General features: G+C 68.3%; 19 protein-coding genes. 5 read left to right on the top strand and 14 right to left on the bottom strand.

Features of this window, described 5'->3' with window-relative positions; translation table 11 throughout:
- From CFB24_RS06025 to CFB24_RS06010, 4 genes are all read right to left on the bottom strand, one after another.
- Positions 1-2,346 carry an efflux RND transporter permease subunit gene (locus CFB24_RS06025; RefSeq protein WP_088519689.1) on the bottom strand — a complete coding sequence of 782 codons (2,346 nt, stop codon included), beginning with the start codon at positions 2,344-2,346 and terminating at the stop codon, positions 1-3.
- Between the two features lie 193 nt (positions 2,347-2,539).
- Entirely contained in the window at positions 2,540-4,309 is a 1,770-nt protein-coding gene (locus CFB24_RS06020; RefSeq protein ID WP_088519688.1) for an ABC transporter ATP-binding protein, read from the bottom strand.
- Between the two features lie 82 nt (positions 4,310-4,391).
- Complete coding sequence (locus CFB24_RS06015) at positions 4,392-5,636, bottom strand: MFS transporter (protein WP_088519687.1); 1,245 nt, start codon at positions 5,634-5,636, stop codon at positions 4,392-4,394.
- A complete protein-coding gene (locus tag CFB24_RS06010) occupies positions 5,633-6,142 on the bottom strand; it encodes a PRC-barrel domain-containing protein (protein ID WP_088519686.1) in 510 nt (169 codons plus the stop codon). Before CFB24_RS06010 ends, CFB24_RS06015 begins: the two co-directional genes overlap by 4 nt.
- 107 nt (positions 6,143-6,249) lie before the next feature.
- Between CFB24_RS06010 and CFB24_RS06005 the strand changes: the two genes are divergently transcribed.
- From CFB24_RS06005 to CFB24_RS05995, 3 genes are read left to right on the top strand one after another with little or no spacing between them, the layout of a single operon-like run.
- Positions 6,250-6,525, top strand: a complete 276-nt coding sequence (locus CFB24_RS06005; protein ID WP_244593085.1) for a hypothetical protein — start codon at positions 6,250-6,252, stop codon at positions 6,523-6,525.
- A gap of 9 nt (positions 6,526-6,534) precedes the next feature.
- A complete protein-coding gene (locus CFB24_RS06000) occupies positions 6,535-7,113 on the top strand; it encodes a type 1 glutamine amidotransferase domain-containing protein (protein ID WP_088519684.1) in 579 nt (192 codons plus the stop codon).
- Between the two features lie 45 nt (positions 7,114-7,158).
- Entirely contained in the window at positions 7,159-8,679 is a 1,521-nt protein-coding gene (locus tag CFB24_RS05995; RefSeq protein ID WP_088519683.1) for a cryptochrome/photolyase family protein, read from the top strand.
- On the opposite strand, the gene CFB24_RS05990 is transcribed toward CFB24_RS05995, so the two are convergent.
- From CFB24_RS05990 to ubiT, 4 genes are read right to left on the bottom strand one after another with little or no spacing between them, the layout of a single operon-like run.
- Positions 8,680-10,221 carry an acetolactate synthase large subunit gene (locus CFB24_RS05990; protein ID WP_088519682.1) on the bottom strand — a complete coding sequence of 514 codons (1,542 nt, stop codon included), beginning with the start codon at positions 10,219-10,221 and terminating at the stop codon, positions 8,680-8,682.
- 16 nt (positions 10,222-10,237) lie between these two features.
- On the bottom strand, positions 10,238-11,146 hold the full coding sequence (gene ubiV, locus CFB24_RS05985; protein WP_088519681.1) for a ubiquinone anaerobic biosynthesis protein UbiV: 909 nt from the start codon (positions 11,144-11,146) through the stop codon (positions 10,238-10,240).
- An 18-nt stretch (positions 11,147-11,164) separates the two neighbouring features.
- Positions 11,165-12,157, bottom strand: coding sequence for a ubiquinone anaerobic biosynthesis protein UbiU (ubiU, locus tag CFB24_RS05980; protein ID WP_088519680.1), 993 nt, complete (start codon positions 12,155-12,157; stop codon positions 11,165-11,167).
- Positions 12,154-12,708, bottom strand: coding sequence for a ubiquinone anaerobic biosynthesis accessory factor UbiT (gene ubiT / locus CFB24_RS05975; protein WP_170068140.1), 555 nt, complete (start codon positions 12,706-12,708; stop codon positions 12,154-12,156). Before ubiT ends, ubiU begins: the two co-directional genes overlap by 4 nt.
- Positions 12,709-12,789: 81 nt before the next feature.
- Between ubiT and CFB24_RS05970 the strand changes: the two genes are divergently transcribed.
- Both CFB24_RS05970 and CFB24_RS05965 read left to right on the top strand, forming a co-directional pair.
- Entirely contained in the window at positions 12,790-14,313 is a 1,524-nt protein-coding gene (locus CFB24_RS05970; protein WP_088519679.1) for a UbiD family decarboxylase, read from the top strand.
- Positions 14,310-14,879: a UbiX family flavin prenyltransferase gene (locus tag CFB24_RS05965; protein WP_244593086.1), complete on the top strand. Its 570-nt coding sequence runs from the start codon at positions 14,310-14,312 to the stop codon at positions 14,877-14,879. The genes CFB24_RS05970 and CFB24_RS05965 overlap by 4 nt, the downstream gene beginning before the upstream one ends.
- Positions 14,880-14,893: 14 nt before the next feature.
- Here CFB24_RS05965 and CFB24_RS05960 read toward each other — a convergent pair whose 3' ends face one another.
- The 6 genes from CFB24_RS05960 to CFB24_RS05935 form a co-directional block, all read right to left on the bottom strand.
- Complete coding sequence (locus CFB24_RS05960) at positions 14,894-15,406, bottom strand: MarR family winged helix-turn-helix transcriptional regulator (RefSeq protein ID WP_088519677.1); 513 nt, start codon at positions 15,404-15,406, stop codon at positions 14,894-14,896.
- The gene (hcrB, locus tag CFB24_RS05955; protein WP_088519676.1) at positions 15,399-16,370 is read right to left on the bottom strand and encodes a 4-hydroxybenzoyl-CoA reductase subunit beta; all 972 of its coding nucleotides are present in this window, start codon (positions 16,368-16,370) and stop codon (positions 15,399-15,401) included. The genes CFB24_RS05960 and hcrB overlap by 8 nt, the downstream gene beginning before the upstream one ends.
- Positions 16,367-18,103 (bottom strand): xanthine dehydrogenase family protein molybdopterin-binding subunit, encoded by a 1,737-nt coding sequence (locus tag CFB24_RS05950; protein WP_206605435.1) that lies wholly within the window; start codon positions 18,101-18,103, stop codon positions 16,367-16,369. Before CFB24_RS05950 ends, hcrB begins: the two co-directional genes overlap by 4 nt.
- Positions 18,100-18,594: a (2Fe-2S)-binding protein gene (locus tag CFB24_RS05945; RefSeq protein WP_088519675.1), complete on the bottom strand. Its 495-nt coding sequence runs from the start codon at positions 18,592-18,594 to the stop codon at positions 18,100-18,102. Before CFB24_RS05945 ends, CFB24_RS05950 begins: the two co-directional genes overlap by 4 nt.
- Before the next feature lie 122 nt (positions 18,595-18,716).
- Positions 18,717-19,334, bottom strand: a complete 618-nt coding sequence (locus tag CFB24_RS05940; protein ID WP_088519674.1) for a nucleotidyltransferase family protein — start codon at positions 19,332-19,334, stop codon at positions 18,717-18,719.
- Positions 19,324-20,331, bottom strand: a complete 1,008-nt coding sequence (locus CFB24_RS05935; protein ID WP_088519673.1) for an XdhC family protein — start codon at positions 20,329-20,331, stop codon at positions 19,324-19,326. The genes CFB24_RS05940 and CFB24_RS05935 overlap by 11 nt, the downstream gene beginning before the upstream one ends.
- Positions 20,332-20,360 lie beyond the last annotated feature (29 nt).

Below are 20,360 nucleotides of genomic sequence, written 5' to 3'. Positions count from 1 at the left end.
TCAACGCGCGGCGCGCGCGCGTCGGCCTAGCCGCATCAGCGCGGCGACGGTCGGGCGCAGGATCAACAGATCGGCTGTCAGCGCCGCCAGCATGGCGAAAGCGCTGAGCCAGCCGAACAGCCGCAGCAGCGGCAGGTTGGAAAAGGCCAACGCCTCCAGCCCGCAGGCCAGCACGAAGGCCGTGAGAATCAGGGCCGGCCCGATCAGGACTGTGGAACGCGCGACCGCGACTGTTGGGTCCGCCTTGGAATCGTCTTCGCGCTGCATGCGGTTGATGAAATGGATGGTGGCGCTCAGGCCGAGGCCGAACGACACGATCAGCGCGATCACGCTGGCGAATTGCAGCCCGTCGCCGAGCGCGCGCAGCAGCCCCCCCGCGGCGAAAACCGGAAACACCCCCGCGGGCACGCAGGCCAGCGCGACCGGCAGCGAGCGGAAGGCCAGCCCGATGAAGGCCGCGACAAAGGCGAATTCGATGGTGAGCCCGCGATTGAGCTTGCCGATCATGTCGGCGCTGTTGCGCGCGGCGATCACCGACAGGCCGTTGGGGCGGATGGCGTAGCCGGGATGCTGCGCGCGGATCGCGTCGAGCCGCGCGTTCAATTGTTCGACAATGGGCAGCAGGTTGCCAGCGTCCTTGTCCGGCACGCGGCCGGACACCAGGGCGGACTCGCGGTCCTGCGCGACGAATCGCCGCACCAGGAAGGGCGGCAGCATGTCGACATATTGCTGGAGCGTGGCGACGTCGCGCTGGTTCAGTTTTTCGGCGAGCCAGCGGCGCAGGGTCTCCAGCGACCAGACATTGGCGACGCCCGGCTGAGTCTCCATCGCGCGGTGGACCTCGCCCAGAACCTGCAGCGTCTCTGGCGCGAACAACCCCTTGTCCGGCGGGAAGGCGACGAAGACGTCGATGGGATTGGCGCCGTTCAGCTTGGCGTCGAGGCGCTGGCTGGCCTCGACCGCATGCTCCTGGTCCGGCGTCAGGTCGGCGAGGCGGTAGCGCGGCTGCAGGCCGGAGTAGATAAAGCCGAGGCCGATCACCACGGCGAGACCGATCAGCGCGTTGACGCCGGGGCGGCGCAACATGCGCTCGGCGACGAAATTGCAGAAATTTCGCAGCGCTTGCACCCCGCCATCGCGCCCCGTCGCCGGCAGCGCCTCGCGGCGCGGCGCGAGCAGGACGCCCAGCGCCGGGATCAGAGTCAGGACGGTGACGAGCGCGATCAGGATCGACAGCGCCCCGGCGTGGCCGAAGGCGCGGATCATGTCGGAATCGGAGAAGAACAGGCCGAACATCGAGAGGCCCGCCGCGCCATGGGTGAGCACGCAGGCGGGGCCGACGATGCGCACGGCGTCGCCGAACGCCTCGCGCGGCGACGCGCCGGCGATGATCCGGTCGCGCGCGGCGAAGGTCATCTGCATGCTGTCGGAAAAACTGATCACCATGATCAGCGGCGTCATCACGTTCAGGAACATGTTGAGCTGGAAGCCGAGCCAGCCCAGCGCCCCCAGCGCCAGCAGGATCGCCGCCAGCGGCGGCGCCGCCGCGATGATCATGAACGAGACGCGGCGGAAGAAGAAAATCGCGATCAGGCAGCCGGCGGCGAGGCCAAGCGCGTTATAGGCGATGCGATCGCGCTCCAGCGCCTTGCGGATCTGCAGCTGCATCACGGGAACGCCGGACAGCTGCGCCGTCACCGGCGCGCCGGCAAGATCCTCGTCGAGCGTTCGTCGGATTTCGTCCACCGCCGGGCCGAGCGCGCGCCCATCGACGATGTCCGGCTCCAGCGACAGCACGATCAGGGTGAAATCGCCGTTTTCCGACAGCAGCTTGCCGCGGATCAATTCGTTGCCGACGACCTTGGCCGTCAGATCCTGGTATGCCGCGCCCTCCGGCAGCGGATCGGGAAACAAGGGCGTGGGCAGGCCGCCGTTGCGCGCCGGCTGGCGCGCCGAAAACATCGAAATGACGCCGCGCGCGCCCTCCACCAGCTGAAGGTCGGTCACAGCGGCGCGCAGTTTCTCCACCGTCTCGCGCTGCAACACGTCCTTGCCGTCGATCACGACGAGCACGTCATATTCGGAGGAGGGGAATTGGCGCGAAATCTGCTCGAACTGGCGGAATTCCGCCGTATCGTTGCGAAAGAGCTGGCTCAGGGAATCGTCGATGGCGATGCGCTGGATGCCGAAGGCGGCGACAATGGCGATCAGGACCGCGGCGACGACCGTCGCCCAGGGCGCGCGCAGGCCGATCAGGCCAAGGCGTTCGAAGCCGAAGGCGATCGAACGCTGCGCCTGAGCGCCCTTCCGCACGTCTCCGGCGGTGTTCGGTTTATCATTGTTCATACCCGGCCGGTCCGGAATGGCGCGGCGTCCGCCGCATCTGAAAGCTAAACGCTGGACACGGGGTTTCGATCCCCGAAACCAATAGTCACCTTATGTTCTCCTGGATTAGAAGGGCAGACTTGGCCTTTGTCAACGCCGCGGATGGCCTTGGTCTTGACTTTTTCAAAAAGCCGTTTTGGACCAATGCCTAGGCTCAGGCCGCGCTTTGTTTCTCGTTGAGACGGTCGATCTCGTCGCGCACCAGGCGGCGATAGAGCCCGTCGCGCGCCATCAGCTGATCCGGCGCGCCGTCTTCGACCAGGCGGCCCGATTGCAGCACCAGAATGCGGTCGAAGGCGCGCAGAGTGGCGATGCGATGCGCGATCATGATCACGGTGCGGCCGGCCATCAGCGTCTCCATCGCGCCGCGAATCGCTTCCTCGGAGGCGCCGTCGAGCGCGGAGGTGGCCTCGTCGAAGATCAGCAGCGGGGCGTTTTTGAGAAAGGCGCGGGCGATGGCGATGCGCTGGCGTTGGCCGCCCGACAATTTGACGCCGCGGTCGCCGACGATCGTGTCCAGGCCCGCTGGCAGACGCTCGATAAAGCCGCCGCAACGGGCGGCGCGGGCGGCGGCCCAGACCTCCTCGTCGCTGGCGTCCGGCCGGCCGTAGCGGATGTTCTCCATCAGCGTCCGGTTGAGCAGGGCGGTGTCTTGCGGCACGAAGGCGATGGCGGCGCGCAAGCTGTCCTCGGTGGCGTGGGCGATGTCGTGGCCGTCGATCAGGATGCGGCCCTGGCGCAGCGGATACATGCGCTGGGCCAGCGCCGCCAGCGTGGACTTGCCTCCGCCCGACGGCCCCGCAAGGCCGACCCGTTGTCCCGGGGCGATGTCGAGGGAAAAACCCTCGAAAACCTGCGCGCCGCCAGGATAGGCGAAGGCCACGTTCTCGAAGGTCATTCGCGCGCCGCGCGCGACCAGCGCCGAGGCTTGCGGATGGTCGCGCATTTCGTGCGGCGACAACAGCAAGCGCAGCGCCTCGGCGAGCCGGGCGAAATGCTGGGCGACGTCAACCAGGGCGACGGCGAGATCGCGCGTGGCGCTGAGCACCGCCAGCCCCAGCGTGCAGACCAGCACGACGTCGCCGGGGCTGGCGCGTCCCGCGCGCCACAGCAGGATCGCCCAGGCCAGCAGCGCCAGCGTTCCCGCCACCACGGTCAGCGCATGGGCGGTGCGCAAGGTTTCGAGATAGCGCAGGCTGCGGCTGCGCGCGCGCATCTCGTCCGCGACGGCGCCGTCGAACCGGCGATGTTCGCGCCCGATGGCGCCAAATGTCCTCACCAGCTGCATGTTGCCGACGACATCCACCATTTCTCCATCGACTTTCGCCGCCGCGTCCGCGAAAGCGCCGTGCAGCGGGGCGCCGGCGGCGGACCCATACAGCATGGCCGCCATCACCAGCCCCGCCGCCGCCGCGACGCAGGCGGCCATGGTCCCGTTGACCGAAGCGAGGAAACCGATGGCGCCGAAGGTGGCGACGCAAGGCGGCAGCACGTTCCAGGCGAACATGGTCTCCATCTGGTAGACGGCGTTGGAGGCGGCGGTGATGCGGCCGGTCAACGCGCCCGGCAGGCGGTCGGCGAAATAGGCCGGCGCATGTCCGGTGAGATGGCGGAACAGGTCTGAGCGCAGATCGCCGGTCACGCGCACGAAAACGGAGCTGGCGATCCAGCCGCCGGCGCGCCACAGCAGATTGTCGCCGGCGATGAAGCCGACCAGCAGCAGGTAAGCCGGCCAGGGGTCGCCGGCCGGGCCGCCCGTGAGGGAATCCACCAGCCGTTTGACGCCATATTGCACGCCGATCGAACAGAACACGGCGCCGAGCACCGCGACGACAATGAAACCGTGAGCGACCGGGCGGCGGGCGATGGAACGGCCGATCAGCGCCAGCGGCCGATCGCGATAGTGGCAAAGGTCTGTCGGCAAAACTCATCGGTCCTTTGCGGCTGGCCGGACACCAATGCGCGATGGCGGCGCGGGTTCCGCGCGGGATTGGCTTCTCTGGATTTTATCGCCCGCGCGGCTTCTGCTCCTCCGGCTCGGTTTCCGCGAAGATCAGGGCGACGGCGGCGACGCCGAGCAGCGCCACAAGCGTCAGCGTGTCGAAGGCGGCGCGCGCGCCGAACTGGTCGTTGATCCAGCCGGCCATCACGGTGCTCAATCCTGCGCCGACGGCCATGGCGCCGCCGGCCAGCCCCTGCGCCAAATTGAAATGCCCGCTCTCGCGGGTGAGATCGACGATGACCAGCGGAACGATCACGGCGAGAACGGCGGCCGACACGCCGTCGAGCGCCTGGACCGCCGCCAGCGCCACCGGATCCCCGGTGAGGGAAAACAGCAGGCCGCGCGTCGTGAGGGCGGCGAAGCCGAGCAGCAGCAGACGCCGGCGGCCCCACAGACGGGCGCCGCGCCCGACGAAAGGCGCCAGCGCCGCCGCGAGGAACTGCGGCGCCAGCAGCGCGGCGGCCACCATCAGCGTCGCCTGCTGGCTGCTGGAGCGCTGCGTCACCAGACCTGCCGCCAACGGCAGCATGGCGGCGTTGGCGAGATGAAACAGCGCGAGGCAGAGGCACAGCGCCAGGAAATTCCGTCGGCCCGCCAGTTGGCGCAGGCCGCGCCCGAAGGCGCGGGCGTTGGTCGGGGCGCCGCGCGCGGCGTCGGAGACGGGGCCGAGTTCGCCGGGCTGGATGCGCCACAGCGCGGCCAGGGCCGGAACGACCAGCGCAGCGGCGAGGAAGAACGCCGCCTGGCTCGAGATGCGAAAGCCCACCAGCCCCATCAGCGCGGCGGCGACGCCCGATCCGGCGGAGGCGAAGGCGGCGTTGCGGGCGAGCCTTTGGTCGGCTCGGTCGGGGCCGGCCAGGCCCAGCGCCAGCGAGATCAGCGCCAGATTGAGCACGCAGCTCGCCGCGCCATGGACGAAGCGCGCGGCCAGCGCGACGCCGAAAATGGGAAAGGCGGCGAAAACCAGCGCGCTGGCGCCGATGGCGACGAGGCAGACCCCGGCGACCAGCCGCGTCGAGCGCACGGAATCCACCAGCACGCCGGCGGGAATTTGCCCGAGCAGCCCGACCAGGGTGCCCGTGGTCAGCAGCAGGCCGATATCGGCTTGCGTCCATTTCTGCTCGGTGAGGAAAACCGCGACGAACGGCCCGAACCCCGTCTGAATGTCCGCGACGAAGAAGATCAGCCAGTCGAGCCCGCGCTCGGCGCCGCGATGGGCGTTTCCCGGTCGGTCTCCGGGGTCGGTCACGGCTTCGGCGGCGCCGGCGCGGCTTCGAGCGGCTGGACCGGGGCTCCGAGCACCACAATGGGCTCGCCCTCCTTGTAAACCGGCGCCGCGCGCAACTGGTCGCGCGGCAGGTCGGCGATCAGCCGGTCCATGCCGCCTTTTTCCGGAAAGTGCAGGGCGCGCCAATCGACGGCGATCTTGCGGGCGCCCACGCCGAGATAGCCGCCGAAGTCGATCACCGCCGCGCGCAACAGGCCGCTGCGGTCGGTGATGACGTCGACGACGCGGCCGAGGTCCTCCGCCTTGAGGCTCTGCACGGGCTTGCCGAGCAGGGCGACCGCGCCGGCGTCGTTCAGCACGGTCGCGGGCGTTTCCGGCGGGGCGGCGTCGTCGGGTTTGGCGGGGGCGGGTCTGGCTTCGTTCGGGGGCGCGACCGCGCCCTCCTGCGCGCGCAGGAGGGCCGAAAGAGGAATAGGCGCGACCCATAACGACAGGACCGCACAGGCGAAGGCGAAAATTTTGCGCAAGGGCGGTCTCCTGTTGCGGCGACAACCGCGCGCCCCGCCGGACGTTCCCGGATACGGAACGAAACCGCCGTTTCCGGGGTTGAACGCATCCCATGTCGAGGTCGCCGATGCGAAGACAAGCTTTGTTGCGCGCGCTGATCGCGCTGGCGTTCGGCTGTCTGGCGGGCGCGGGGGCCTGGGCGCAATCGCAGGCGCCGGGCTCGGAAGCGCCCGCACGCGACGGCGGCGCGCTCAGCGACAGGCTGGACAAATCAAATGGCGTGATCACGCCGGAGCGCAATCTCGATCCGGCCATGGGCCGCAAGCCGCCGCCGGTGAACGATCCCACCGTGATCCCGCCGCCGGGCGCGCCGGGCGGCGACCCCAATGTGCGGCCGAAATAGGAGCAGACCATGACGGGCAGACTTGAGGGACAAAAAATCGCCGTGCTCGCGACCGACGGCGTCGAGGAAGTCGAACTGACCAATCCCGTCGAGGCGCTGAAGCGCGAAGGCGCGGAGGTGCAGGTTGTCTCCAACAAGAGCGGGACCATCCAGGCGTTCCGGCATTATGACAAGGCCGGCCAGATTCCCGTGGATACGGCGCTGGAATCCGCCGATGCGCGCGATTACGACGGACTGGTCTTGCCGGGCGGGGTGATCAATCCCGACGCGCTGCGGCTGGCGCCGCAGGCCATTGACTTCGTGCGGCGGTTCGTCGATGAGAACCGCCCCATCGCCGCGATCTGCCACGGTCCCTGGACCCTGATCGACGCCGGCGGCGTGAGCGGCAAGCGCATCACCTCCTGGCCTTCGCTGAAGACCGATCTCGCCAACGCCGGCGCGACCTGGGTGGACGAGCAGGTGGTGGTCGACGGCAATCTGGTGACCTCGCGCAAGCCCGACGACCTCGATGCGTTCGACGCGCAAATGGTCGAGCTGTTCGCGCAAAGGGTCACGGCGCGCCCCGACCCGGCGACGCTGCAGGGGTGACGCTGCAGGGGTGACGCGTCAGAGAATCGGAATCGAGGACGAAACGTGCGCAATCTGGTTCTCGTTCTCGGCGATCAACTCGACAGCGAATCCGCCGCCTTCGACGGGTTTGACCCGTCGCAGGACGCGGCCTTGCTGATCGAGGCGCGGGAGGAGGCGACTTATGTGCCCCAGCACAAGATTCGCCTCGTCCTGTTTTTCTCAGCCATGCGCCATTTCCGCGAGCGTTTGCGCGCGAAAGGGTGGCGCACGCATTACAGCCGGCTCGACGATCCCGATAATCTCGGCAGCCTTCCCGACGAGTTGCGGCGCTATTACAACAGGTTGAAGCCGCAAGGCGTCGTCGTGCTCGCCCCCGGCGACTGGCGGGTGCAGGCCGCGCTGTCGAGCCTGCAACTGCCGCTCGACATCCGTCCCGACCGCAGTTTTCTGTGTTCGCGCGAGACCTTCGCGGCCTTCGCCGGCGAGCATCCCAACATGGCGATGGAAACCTTCTATCGGCGGATGCGGACGGAGACCGGCGCGCTGATGGACGGCGACCAACCGCGCGGCGGCGAATGGAATTTTGACAAGGACAACCGCAAGCCGTTCCCGCGCAAGGGCGGCCCGCATATTCCGCCGCCATGCTATTTCTCGCCCGATGAAATGACGCGGGCGGTGATGCGGCTGGTCGAGCAGGATTTTGCGCACGCGCCGGGAAAACTCGGCGGCTTCGACCTGCCGGTCACGCGCGAACAGGCGCTGGAGGCGCTGGAGGATTTCACCGCCCGCCGCCTCGCCCAGTTCGGCCCGTATCAGGACGCCATGGTCGGCGGCGCGCCCTTCATGTTTCACTCGCTGCTGTCGGCGCCGCTCAACCTGCATCTTTTGCGCCCGCGCGAGGTGCTGCAGGCCGTGCTGGAGGCCGAGGCGCCGCTCGCCTCGGTCGAAGGGTTCGTGCGCCAAATCCTAGGCTGGCGCGAATTTGTGCATGGATTCTACTGGCTGCTGATGCCCGATTACGCCGGCCGCAACGCGCTCGACGCGCAATTGCCGATGCCGCGCTTCTACTGGACCGGCGAGACCGACATGCGCTGCCTGTCCGAGGCGATCCGTCACACCATCGACCACGCCTACGCCCACCACATCGAGCGTCTCATGGTCCTCGGCCTGTTCGCGCTGCTGCTCGGCGTCAGGCCCTACGACGTCCACCGCTGGCATATGTCGATGTTCCGCGACGCCATCGACTGGGTGTCGCTGCCCAACACGCTGGGCATGAGCCAGCACGCCGACGGCGGCGTGGTCGGGACCAAGCCCTATGTCGCCAGCGGCAATTACATCAACAAGATGAGCGACCACTGCCGCAAATGCCGCTACGATCCCAACAAGGCCGACGGCGACGACGCCTGCCCGTTCACCACGCTCTATTACGACTTTCTGGCGCGGCATAAGCCGCGCTTCGCGCGCAATCTGCGCATGAAGCCGCAATATCTCAATTTCGAGCGCAAGGACGCCGACGAGCTGCAGGCGATCCGCCGCCGCGCCGACCGGTTGAAGGCCGAGCTGACGGCGAAAACTTTTCTGTAATCAGAGACAGACTTCGATCAGCATCGGGCCGGGCTCGGCGCAGGATTTTTGCAGCGCGCGGAAAAACGCCTCGGCGCTGGCGACCTTCAGGCCGGGGACGCCCATGCCCTTGGCCAGCGCGACAAAGTCGAGCGTGGGGCGGTCGATCTCCATCATCGCCGCCGCCCGCGGACCAAGCTCGGGGAACCCCATATTGGCATATTCGGCCTTGAGGATCTGATAGGCGCGGTTGGCGAAGATGATCGTGGTGACGTTGAGGTTTTCGCGCGCTTGCGTCCACAACGACTGGATCGTGTACATGGCGCTGCCGTCGCCGGTCATGCTGATCACCCGGCGGTCCGGGCAGGCCAGCGCCGCGCCGGTGGCGACCGGCGTGGAAAAGCCGATCGAGCCGCCCATGTTTTGCAGCATGTCATGCGGCGCCGCGCCCAGGGTGAAGCCGGCGGCGTTGCGGCCGGTGGTCAGCGATTCGTCGACGACGATGGCGTTTTCGGGCAGCGCGGCGGCGAGCGCCAGGGCGATGGTCTGCGGGTCGAGTTTGCCGGACGGAACCGGCGTTTCGATGCGTTCTTGCCTTTTGGGCGCGACGGTCCGGGCGCCAAGAGCGTCGAGCAGCATGTCGAGCCCCGCCGCGCCGTCCTCGTCCTTTTCCGCGAGGCCATGGACGTCGCAGGATTCGGGTTTCAGCAGGCTCGGGCTGTCGGGATAGCTGAAGAAGGCGACGGGCTCGCCGGTCTCGACCGTGACGATGTGGCGGAAATCTTTCAGAAATTCCAGGGCGGGCGCGACGAAATAGGGAATGCGCTCCAGCGGCGTGCGGCCCGCGCCGCGCGCGATGCGGCCGGTGAAGAATTGCGTGGCGAGCCGGCAGCCGGTCGCCGCCGCCAGTTTCCCCGCGAGCTTCAAACCTTCGCCCTGGCAGGCGCGACCGCCGAGGATCACCAGAATCGGGCCTTCCGGGTTCTTGAAGATTTTCGCCACGGCGTCCACGCGGCCGGGTTTGGGCGCGTGGAACACGGGCGTTTCGATGGGACAGTCCGGCGGGTCGCCGGCCTCGCCCCAGGACGCATCGCCCGGCAGGATCAGCGTGGCGATCCGGCCTTTGCGCGCGGCTGTCGTGGCGCGCGCCACATCCGTCGCGATGGTGTGCGGGCCGTCGGCGCGCCTGAGCCAATGACTATAGGGGCGGGCGAGACCGTCGAGATCCGAGGCCAGCGGCGCGTCATATTTGAGATGGCTTGTCGCGTGGTCGCCGACGACATTGACCATGCCCGACCCGGCTTTGCGGGCGTTGTGGACATTGGCGAGGCCGTTGGCCAGCCCCGGCCCGAGATGCAGCAGGGTCGAGGCCGGCGTGTCGTTCATGCGGAAATAGCCGTCGGCCGCGCCGGTCGCCACGCCTTCGAACAGGCACAGCACGCTGCGCATCGCGGGATTGTCCAGCGCCGCCAGAAAATGCATTTCTGACGTGCCGGGATTGGCGAAACACATGTCCACGCCCTGGGCGAGCAGGGTTTTGACGAGGCTTTGCGCGCCGTTCATGATCCGCCTCGCAAAATCAGGCGGGCGTCAGCTCCGCCGCGCCGCACGACCCGAACAAAAAGCCGTTGGAGAAGGTCGCGTCCGGCGCCGCCGCCTTCAGCCGCGCCAGACCATCCGCGCCGGACATAACGCCGGAGGCCACGTCGGCGAAAGTCTTGCAAACGGCGACGAAATCGCCGGTGTGGGGCGACAACCGCAGCGACTTGACGCCCGCCGACGCCAGCTTGTCCAGGTCGGCGATCAGGTTACAAAAATTCTGCGACATGGTCTGCACGCCGTTGACCGCCAGGAATTGCTGGCCTTCGAGCGTGTTGACCGTCAACCCGTCCGGATCCTTGTCGCAGACGAACTGACAAGAATCCTTGCTCAGGCCATGCACGCGGGCGTGATAGCAGCGGGCGGAAATGGCCAGCGGAATCCGGCCATAGGCCCAGATTTCCGCCACGGCGTCGCATTGGTTCGCGGCGTGAGCCAGCTTTTCCACCGAGGCGAACGGGATTTCCGGCGGCAGGCAGAACAGTTTGGCGCCCTGTCCGGCAAGGTACGCCAGCGTCGCCTCATTATAGACGTTGATCAGCGGCCCGATGGAGAAGGGCGGGCGCGCCCAGTTCATCAGCGTGAGATCGTTGATCTCGACCTCAAGCGCGGTCTGCTCGAACAGTTCGCGCGCGGCGCGCTTTTCGCGCTCCAGCGTCACCATGCCGAGCGAACCGAGCACGACGGTCTTGCCGCCGGCCTGCAGCCGCTCGATGGCGGCGGGGATGCGGTCCTCATAGAACGGCGTGCGCTTGGAGCAGACGGTTTCGCCGATCACCACGCGATCCACCGGCGCCTCGTCGGCGATCCGGGCGTAGAAATCGGAAAAAGCGTCGGCGCTCCAGTTGAACTGCAGCGGTCCAACAGTCAGCGAGAAATTCTTGGTCATTTTACCGCCAAAGTCCTGTCAACGCCACGTCTTGCGATACGAGCCTGCGGTGGTGGTCTGGCCCTCGGTCAGGCCGCGCAGGGCGCCGGCGACGACCGGACGGCCCGCCGCGTAATCGTCCACGGCCTTGCGGAAGTTGCGCACCACCGATTCCGTGTAGGAACGGCTGCGCTGCCGTCCCTCGATCTTCAGCGCGGTGACGCCGGCTTCGGCTAGTTGCGGGATGAGTTCGGCGGCGTCGAGGCTCGACGGATCCTCGAACACATGGCCTTTGTAGTCGCCCGCTTCAAAGCAGCCCTTGCACAAAGTGGGGTAGGGCGCGGCCTCGCCGGCATGCACGCGATGGATGGCGAAGCCGCCGAGGCGCGACACGAGATCGCCGTCCTCCTCGCGATATTCGACATGACTCGCCGGCGAGCAGGCGCCGTTCATATTGGGCGATTTGCCGGTGGCGTAGGAGGACAGCGAGCAGCGCCCTTCCGCCATCACGCACAACCCGCCGAAGATGAACACTTCGGTCTCGATTTCGATGTCGCGGTTCACAGCCGCGATTTCCTGCACGGTCAGCACGCGCGGCAGCACCACGCGCTTGACGCCGAAGGCCTTGGCGTAGAAGCGAATCGCGTCGGCGTTGGCCGCCGCCGCCTGCACCGACAGATGCAGCCGCAGGTCGGGGTGTTTTTTCGAGGCGTAATCCAGCAGGCCGATGTCGGCGAGGATCACCGCATCGGCGCGGAGACGCGCGGCGTCGTCGACGCGCCTGTGCCACAGTTCGACCGCGCCGGCGCGCGGAAACGTGTTGATGGCGACCAGCGCATGCGCGCCCTTCTTGTGGGCGTAGGCGATCGAGGTCGCCAGTTCGTCGGCGGAGAAATTCAGGCCGGGGAAATTGCGGGCGTTGGTTTCGTCGTTAAAGCCGCAATAGACCGTGTGGGCGCCGGCGTCGATCGCCGCGCGGAAGGCCGCGGGCGTGCCGGCGGGGCAGACCAGTTCAAGCTGGGGGCGGCTCATGCGTGGCTCTCGTCTTCGCGGGTCAGGGCGACGCCGAACCAGGCGCCGACGAGCGAGGAAACGCGCCGGGCGGGGGCCGAGGCGACATGTTCCAGCGGGCCGAACAAGGCGGCGACTTCGGAGGCGAGGTCGATCTCCTCGTTGTCGATGGCGTTGCGCAGGGCCAGCACCGCTTCCGTGTCGCCCTCGATCACCAGATCGCGCGAGAAGAACAGGGCGTCGCCGTCATAAACGCCATGCACCAGCCCGAGCAGCGCGGCGAGCGGGCCGCCGATGCGCGCGTCCCAGAAGCCGGCGTCCTCGCGGCGCACGGCTTCAAGGCTGGGGGCCTCGCCATGCGGCTGCAGCCGGAAGGCGAAAGGCAGATCGGTCGGGTCGATCAGGAAGGTCTTCTCCGCCTGCTCGCCCAGCCGCGAAAACAGCGAGGGGTGGCGTTGGACCAGGGTCTTCACCAGATGCGCGCCGGCCATCGACAGGGGCGTGAGCGGCGCGAATCGCAGCACGGCGGCCCCGGCGGCGGGGAAAAGAGGGATGTCTTTAGCGTTCCACATTATCCCACCAAATCAGAAAATGTTCAGCGTCACATTGACTTTTGTCAATGCGAAGGCGCGGCTTTCCAAGCACGACAGGTTATGACTTTTCGAGAACTGCCGCCTTTCCGCGATCTTCGCGCCTTCGCCAAATACCTTGAGCAGGAGCGTCTGTTAGCACGCGTCGGCGAAAAGGTCAGCCTCGTTCACGACATGACCGAGCTGCACCGCCGCGTCCTGGTCGCGGGCGGCCCCGCCCTGATGTTCGACAAGGCTGTTTCGCCCGCAGGCCCCGCCGCCATGCCGGTGCTCACAAACCTGTTCGGCACGCAGGAGCGCGTCGCCGCCGGCTTCGGCGTCGCTTTGTCGCGCATCGGCGAATTGGGCGAAATGCTCGCCGCCTTGCGCGAGCCCGCGCCGGTCGATGGCTTTAAAGACGCGATGAGCCGCTGGCCGATGGTGCGGGCGGCTTTGTCCACCCGGCAGCAGGTGATTTCCCGCCCGTCCTGCCAGGCCGAGGTTTTTAAGGGCGACGACGTCGATCTCGGCCGGATTCCCGTGCAGACCTGCTGGCCCGGCGAGCCGGCGCCGCTGATCACCTGGGGGCTGGTGATCACCCGTCCGCCGGACACCGACGCCGACGAGACCGCCAAGATCAATATCGGCGTCTATCGCATGCAGGTGCTCGGCAAGAATCGCCTGATCATGCGCTGGCTGGCGCATCGCGGCGGCGCGGCGCATCACCGGCTCTGGGCCAAGCAGGGCAAGGACATGCCGGTCGCCATCGCCATCGGCGTCGATCCCGCCACCATTCTGTCCGCCGTGCTGCCGCTGCCCGAAACCGTTTCGGAACTGCGGTTCTCCGGCGTGCTGCGCGGCGAGCGCCCGCATGTGGCGCAGGCGCTGACCGTGCCGATGATGATCCCCGCCGATGCCGAAATCGTCATCGAGGGCCATGTCTCCGTGACCGAGACGGCGCCCGAGGGTCCCTATGGCGACCACACCGGCTATTACAACAGCGTCGAGCAGTTCCCGGTGCTCACCGTAAGCGCGATCACCACGCGGCGCGACCCGATTTACCTCAGCACCTTCACCGGCCGCCCGCCGGACGAGCCGTCGGTGATCGGCAGCGTGCTGAACGATCTGGCGCTGCCGACCATGAAGCGGCAGTTGCCTGAAATCGTCGACGTCTGGCTGCCGCCGGAGGCGTGCTCCTACCGCATGGCCATCGTCGCGATCCGCAAGACGTATCCGGGGCAGGCGCGGCGGGTGATGATGGGACTGTGGGGCATGTTGCCGCAGTTCAACTACACCAAAACCGTGATCGTGGTGGACGAGGACATCAACACCCGCGATTGGAACGATGTCGCCTGGGCCTTGGCGACGCGCATGGATCCCTCGCGCGATCTCACCGTCATCAGGGACACGCCGATCGACTATCTCGATTTCGCTTCGCCGGAATCGGGCCTCGGCGGCAAGCTCGGCATTGACGCCACCAACAAGATCGGGCCGGAAACGCACAGGGAATGGGGCGTGAAGCTCGACACCACGCCGGAGGTCAAGACGCGGGTGGACGCGCTCTGGCCGCAGGTGATGGCGGGGTTCAAGCGCGACGGCGTCAAGTGAATCCGCGCGTCGTCGTTGGATTGAGCGGCGCCTCGGGCGCGGCCATCGGCCTGCGCATCGTTGAAATTCTCGACGAACGCGGCGCGGACGTGCATGTGGTGGTTTCGCGCGCGGCGGAACTCACGCTGCGCGAGGAGGTTGGGCCGGACGCGCTGTCGCGCCTGCGCGAACGCGCCAGCAAAGTGCATGACATCGACAGCATCGGCGCGACCATCGCCTCGGGTTCGTTCCCGACGCGCGGTATGATCGTCGCGCCCTGCTCGATGCGCACGCTGGCGTCCATCGCCAACTGCCTCGCCGACAATCTTTTGACGCGCGCGGCGGATGTGCATTTGAAGGAGCGACGGCCGCTGATCCTGCTGGCGCGCGAAACGCCTCTGCATCTCGGCCATTTGCGCGCCATGACGGCGGCGACGGAAGCCGGCGCCATCATCATGCCGCCGGCGCCCGCCTTCTATTTAAAACCGCAGAGCGTCGCGGACATTATCGACCAGATCGCCCGGCGCGCGGTCGATCTGCTGCGCCTGTTCGAGCCCACCGCCGCGCAATGGCGCGGCGAGGCCTGACGCTCTGACGCGCCTCAGGCGAGGCAGGCCGGATCGGCGGCCCCATGCAGCCGCTCCAGCAGGCCCATCAGGGTTTCGACCTCCTCGGCCGACAGGCGCGCCTGCAGGAACACCGCCTCTTGCGCCAAAAAGCGTTCGCGCAGCCGCGCGCAGGTGGCCCGTCCCGCCGGGGTGAGGCACAGGCGATGCCGCCGCCTGTCGCGGTCGGAGGGCAGGCGCTGGATCAGGCTGCGCGCCTCCAACTGGTCGATCGCCTTGACGATGCTGGAACGGTCGACGCCCATGGCCTTGGCGAGGTCGCTTTGCGCCAGCCCCTCATTGGCGGCGATCACCTCCAGCGCGCCGAACAGGCCGGGGGTGATCGCGTCCTCGGGATTGACGCGATCCATCACATGCGCCGCCACCGCCGTCTGGCTGCGCCGCAGGTGAAAGCCGAGCAACCGCCCGAGCACGCCATAGGAGACGGGCGGGGGCTCGGCGGCGTCGCGATGTTGCGACGCCAGCCGGCCGACGCGTGCGTCAGCCATGGGCCCACACCTGGTCCATCAGCCGGCGCGCCAGCCCCTGCATGGCGCGGCGGCGGTATTTCGGACCGGCGAGGGTGGTGGCGAGCGCGGTCGCCCGGCTGCGCAGCGCGTTCGACAGCAGCGTCGCCGTCTCGTCGTTCCAGGGCTTGCCGATCAGCTTGCTGACATCGACCATCAGCGGCGCCGAATTCATGCCGGTGATGGCGACGCGCAAAGCCGCGATGACGTCGCCTTCGCGCTTGAGAGCGGCGGCGATGCCGGTGAGGGGGAAATCCACGGATTCGCGCACCCGCCCCTTCACATAAGCGGCGCGGCCGTTCAGCGGCGGTAGGGCGATGGCGGCCAGAATCTCGTCGGGCGCCAGCGTGAGGTAATGGGCGCCGTCCTCGCGGAACAGATTCTCCACCGGCAGGCGCCGCAGGCCCCCCGCCCGCGCCACGATGGCGCTGGCGCCGAGCGCCATCAGCACCGGCGCGAGATCGCCGTGATAGGTGGCGTAGCAGCGGTCGCTTTTGGCGACGACGTGGCATTTCTCACCGCAATGCTTGAGGCAATAGGCGTTGCCATCGCGCCACCATTCGCTCTGGTTGTAATAGACGCAGCGCGTGTCCTGGCACAAATTGCCGCCGAGCGTGGCGGCGGCGCGATGGGTGGGGCCGGCGACCGTGGCCGCCGCCTCCGCCAGCGCGGGATAGGCCGCAGCGACGGCGCCGTCGCGGGTGAGCCGCGCCAGCGTGGTCAGCGCGCCGATCCACAACTCGTCGCCGATGCGCTCGATGGCGTCGAGGTCGCGCAGGCCCGAAAGGTCGATCAGGTCGCCGGGCTTGGCGAGGCCGCGCCGCAGATTGACCAGGATGTCGGAGCCGCCGGCGACGCAGGCCGGGTGTTCGATCTGGGCTTTCAGGCGCACGGCCTCGTCCAGCGTGGCCGGCCGGTGCAGGCGGAAGTCGGGAAGAGCGTTCATTTTTTCACCCTGTCGCGCGCGTCGAGGAGATCGCTGACGCGGTCGGGCGACAGCGGCAAAGTGTGCGGCCACACGCCGGCGGCCTCATGGACGGCGCCCATCAGCGCGGGCATGACGGCGGCGCTCAAGCCGGCGGCCCAGTTCGCGCCCGTCCGCGGATCGACGGGGGAGGCGTCGGCGGGGGCGGCGTCGGCGGCGCCGATCACGACGACCTCGACGTCCGGGCTTTCGACCAGGGTCGGCATGCGGTAGTCGAGCAGATTGCCGTGCAGCATCTTGCCGTCGACATAGCGCGTCTCTTCGGACAAAGCCCGGCCCAGGCCCATCCAGACGCCCGTGCGAATCCGGCTTTCCGCCGCGCGCGGGTCGAGCGCGCCGCCGACATGGGCGGCGATCCAGAGCTTGTGCGCCGTCGCCTTGCCCGTGACCTCGTCCACCGAAACTTCCAACGCCAGCGCCGCGACGCCGCCGTCGTCGCCTTCCGTCAACCGCCCGCAGGCGAGGCCGAGGCCGCGTCCTTTGGGCGTCTGGCCGCGCCGCTCGGCCCAGCCCGAAGCCTGCTTGACCGCCTCAAGACAGTCCGCCAGTTCGCGCGGCGCGTTGAGCGCGCGGACAGCCAGCGGATCGAGGCCAAGTTCCCCGGCCATTTCGTTGATCAGCGCCTCGACGCCGGCGATGGATTCGGCCGCGCCCGCCGCGCCGCCGCAGGGCGGCAGGTTGGCGCAGGCGCGCAACAGGTCGTGCTGGCGGGCGTGCAGCGCATAGAGTCCCGGCGCGGCGCCGTCGGCGGCGCTCCGGCTGGCGTAGGCGCCGCCGGTCTGGGTGGTCTGGACCTGGCAGGCGGTGAACCGGCCGTCCTTCATCATGCCGAGCTTGACGGCGACATGGGTCTCGGGGCGACCGCGATGGCCGAGAAACGTTTCCTCGCGCGTCTGCTTTAGGCGCACGCTGCGCTTGGCCTTGCGCGCCAGCAGCGCCGCAATGATCTCAAAAGGCGCGCACTCCGACCGTGCGCCAAAACCGCCGCCGACATACGCGTTTTCGACGCGAATCTGCGCTTCGTCCATGCCGAGGCCTTGCGCTACGCACGCCCGCACGTCCTGCGGCGCCTGCGTCGCGGCGTGCAGGATCAGCCCGCCGTCGCGGCCAACTTCGACCAGCGTCGCGTTCGGCTCCAGCTGCGCCGGATTGACCTCGCCGAATTTGATGCTTTTCTCGCGCGTCAGTTCTGCGGCGGCGAAACCGGCTTCCACATCGCCGGAGGTGGCGTGCGCCTCGCGCAAAATATTGCCGGGCTTGTCGGCGTGGATCGCCTCGGCGCCCTCGCCCATGGCCTTTTTGGCGTCGAAATACGCGGGCAGCTTTTCATATTCGACGCGGATCAGGCGGATCGCCTGTTCGGCGGTGGCCTCGTCGCGCGCGGCGACGGCGGCGACGGCTTCGCCGCGATAGCGCGCCTTGTCGCGCGCCAGCGGGAATTCGGTCGCGGCGCCGCCGAGCGGGGCGGGGCAGTCCGCGCCGGTGCAGACGGCGGCCACGCCCTCAAGCGCCAAAGCCTGCGACACGTCGATCGAGACGATGCGCGCATGGGGAATTTTCGCGCGCAAAATGCGGCCGACCAGCGCGCCGTTGGCGGGAATGTCGGCGGCGTAGCGCGCCTTGCCGGAAACTTTGGCCGCGCTCTTGTCTTGGGAGGCGTCGGCGCGGGGGATACGCATGTCTTGCGTGTTCATCGCGCGCCCTCCATCGCTGTTTCATTCTTGCGGGATTCGGCGGCGGTCTCGACCGCCGCGACGATCTGCGCGTGACCGGCGCAACGGCACAGATTGCCGGACAGAGCCTGCTTGATCTCCTCGCGGCCGGGATGCGGATTGCGGCGCAGCAGCGCCTCGGCCGCCAGGATCATGCCGGGCGTGCAAAAACCGCATTCGGTCCCGAGCTTGTCCTGAAAGGCGCGTTGCAGCGGGGTGAGGTCGCCGTCGCCGGCCAGCCCCTCAATGGTTTCGACGCGGCGGCCCTGCACCTGCAGCGCGAGCGTCGAACAGGCCAGACGCGGCTCGTCATCGACCAGAACCGTGCAGGCGCCGCATTCGCCGCCGTCGCAGCCCTGCTTGGTTCCCGTCAGGCCCAGCCCATCGCGCAGATAATCGATCAGCAGCAGATTGTCAGGAATGGCGTCTTCGCGCCGCCGTCCGTTGACGGTGACGGAAAGGATTGATTTCATTGGCTCAAGAGCGCGAACCCGCGCTTCCTCTCGGCCGGCTTTCGGCCTGTTCAGAATTGTTTGCCTAGGAAACAGTTTTCAATTTTCACCACATTGATCCCCGTCAAAACAGCGGGCAAGCGTCAGACGCCGGCGGAAAAACGCCGCCGCGCCCAATCCTGCGGCGTATCGAGATCGGTCAGGACGCCCGCGTCGTCCGCCTCGATTTCATGCACCCGCCTGGCGAATTCGCCGATCAGCCGTCTGGCGCCGCAATCGCCGGTCGTGCGCGACAACAATGCCGGGAAGAAGGCGCGCGCCCAGAGAACGGGATGGCCGCGCCGGCCCTCATGCGTGGGAACGACGATGGCGCGGGCGGCCGGGTCGAAGGCCGCGATCATCCGGCGGATCAAAGCGGGGCCGACGTCGGGCATGTCGGCGAGGAAGATCATGGCGGCGTCCATATCGTCCGCCAGCGCCCGCAGGCCCGTTTGCAGCGAAGTCGAAAGCCCCTCGGCGAAGCGCGCGTTGACCGCCACCCGCGCCGTCGCGCCCGCGCACAGCGCGCGGGTTTGATCGGCGCAGGCGCCGGCGACCACGACCACATCCGCGAAGCCCACCGCGTCCGCCGCGTCGAGCACATGGCGCAGCAGCGGCTTGCCGTCGAGCTCGAGCGCCGGTTTGTGCGCGCCCATGCGGCTGGAGCGCCCGGCGGCGAGAATGACGGCGGCGACCCGCACCCCAAGCGCGTCAGGAGGCATGCGCGACCGCCGCCGCCGGGACGCGCCGCCGCAGGCTCAGGGTGATCTCGGCCATGATCGACACGGCGATTTCGGCCGGCCCGGCCGCGCCAATGTCCAGCCCGACCGGCGCGTGAATGCGGGCGAGATCGGCCTCGCCAAATCCTTTGGCGCGCAGGCGCTCCCGCCGGGCCTGCGCGCTCTTTTTCGAGCCGAGCGCGCCAATGTAAAAGGCGGCGCTGCGCAGCGCCGCGGCCAGCGCGCGATCGTCGATCTTCGGATCGTGGGTGAGCGCGACCACGGCGCAGCGGGCGTCGAGGCCGCAGTCGGCCAGAAACGCGTCCGGCCAGACGGGCGCCAGCGCCACGCCCGGAAAACGCTCCGGCGTCGCAAAGGCGGTGCGCGGATCGACAATGGTGGTCTGGTAGCCGCAAGCCGACGCCATCGGCGCCAGCGCCTGGGCGATATGCGCCGCGCCGATCAGCATCAGCCGCAGATCGGGGCGCCAGACTTCGACGAAATAATCGCCGGCCTCGGTCGAGACGCGGGCGCCGCTCTGTCGCCGCGCGGCTTCTTGCACGGCGGGCGGCGCGTCGGGGGCGTCGGCGCGCAGCCGCGCGCCGTCCGACAGGCGGGTCGCCAGGAAAACTTCGCCGCCGCGCTGTTGCTCCGCCGCCGCCGCCTCCAGCGGATCGCCGGGGCGCAAGGGTTCGACCAGCAAGGAGATTCGCCCGCCGCAGGACAGGCCGGCGCTCCAGGCTTTTTCGTCGCTGACGCCGAAGTCGAGCGTGCGGGGCCGTCCGTCCGCGATGACTTCGAGCGCCTCCGCGATCACGTCGCCTTCGACGCAGCCGCCGGACACTGAGCCGAGAAAATCGCCGTCCGCGTCGATGACGAGGCGCGCGCCCACCGGGCGCGGCGACGAGCCCCAGGTTTCGATCACCGTCGCCAGCGCCACGCGCCGGCCCTGCGCCAGCCAGTCGAACCCCGCCGCCAGGGTTTCGGTCGTCTCGCTCATCCGCTGTCCTTGAAGTTAGGAACCTTGCG

This window comes from Rhodoblastus acidophilus (assembly GCF_900187365.1).
GTDB lineage: Bacteria > Pseudomonadota > Alphaproteobacteria > Rhizobiales > Beijerinckiaceae > Rhodoblastus > Rhodoblastus acidophilus.
Note: the sequence above shows the minus strand (reverse complement) of the source record. Positions and strands in the feature narration are given on the sequence as shown.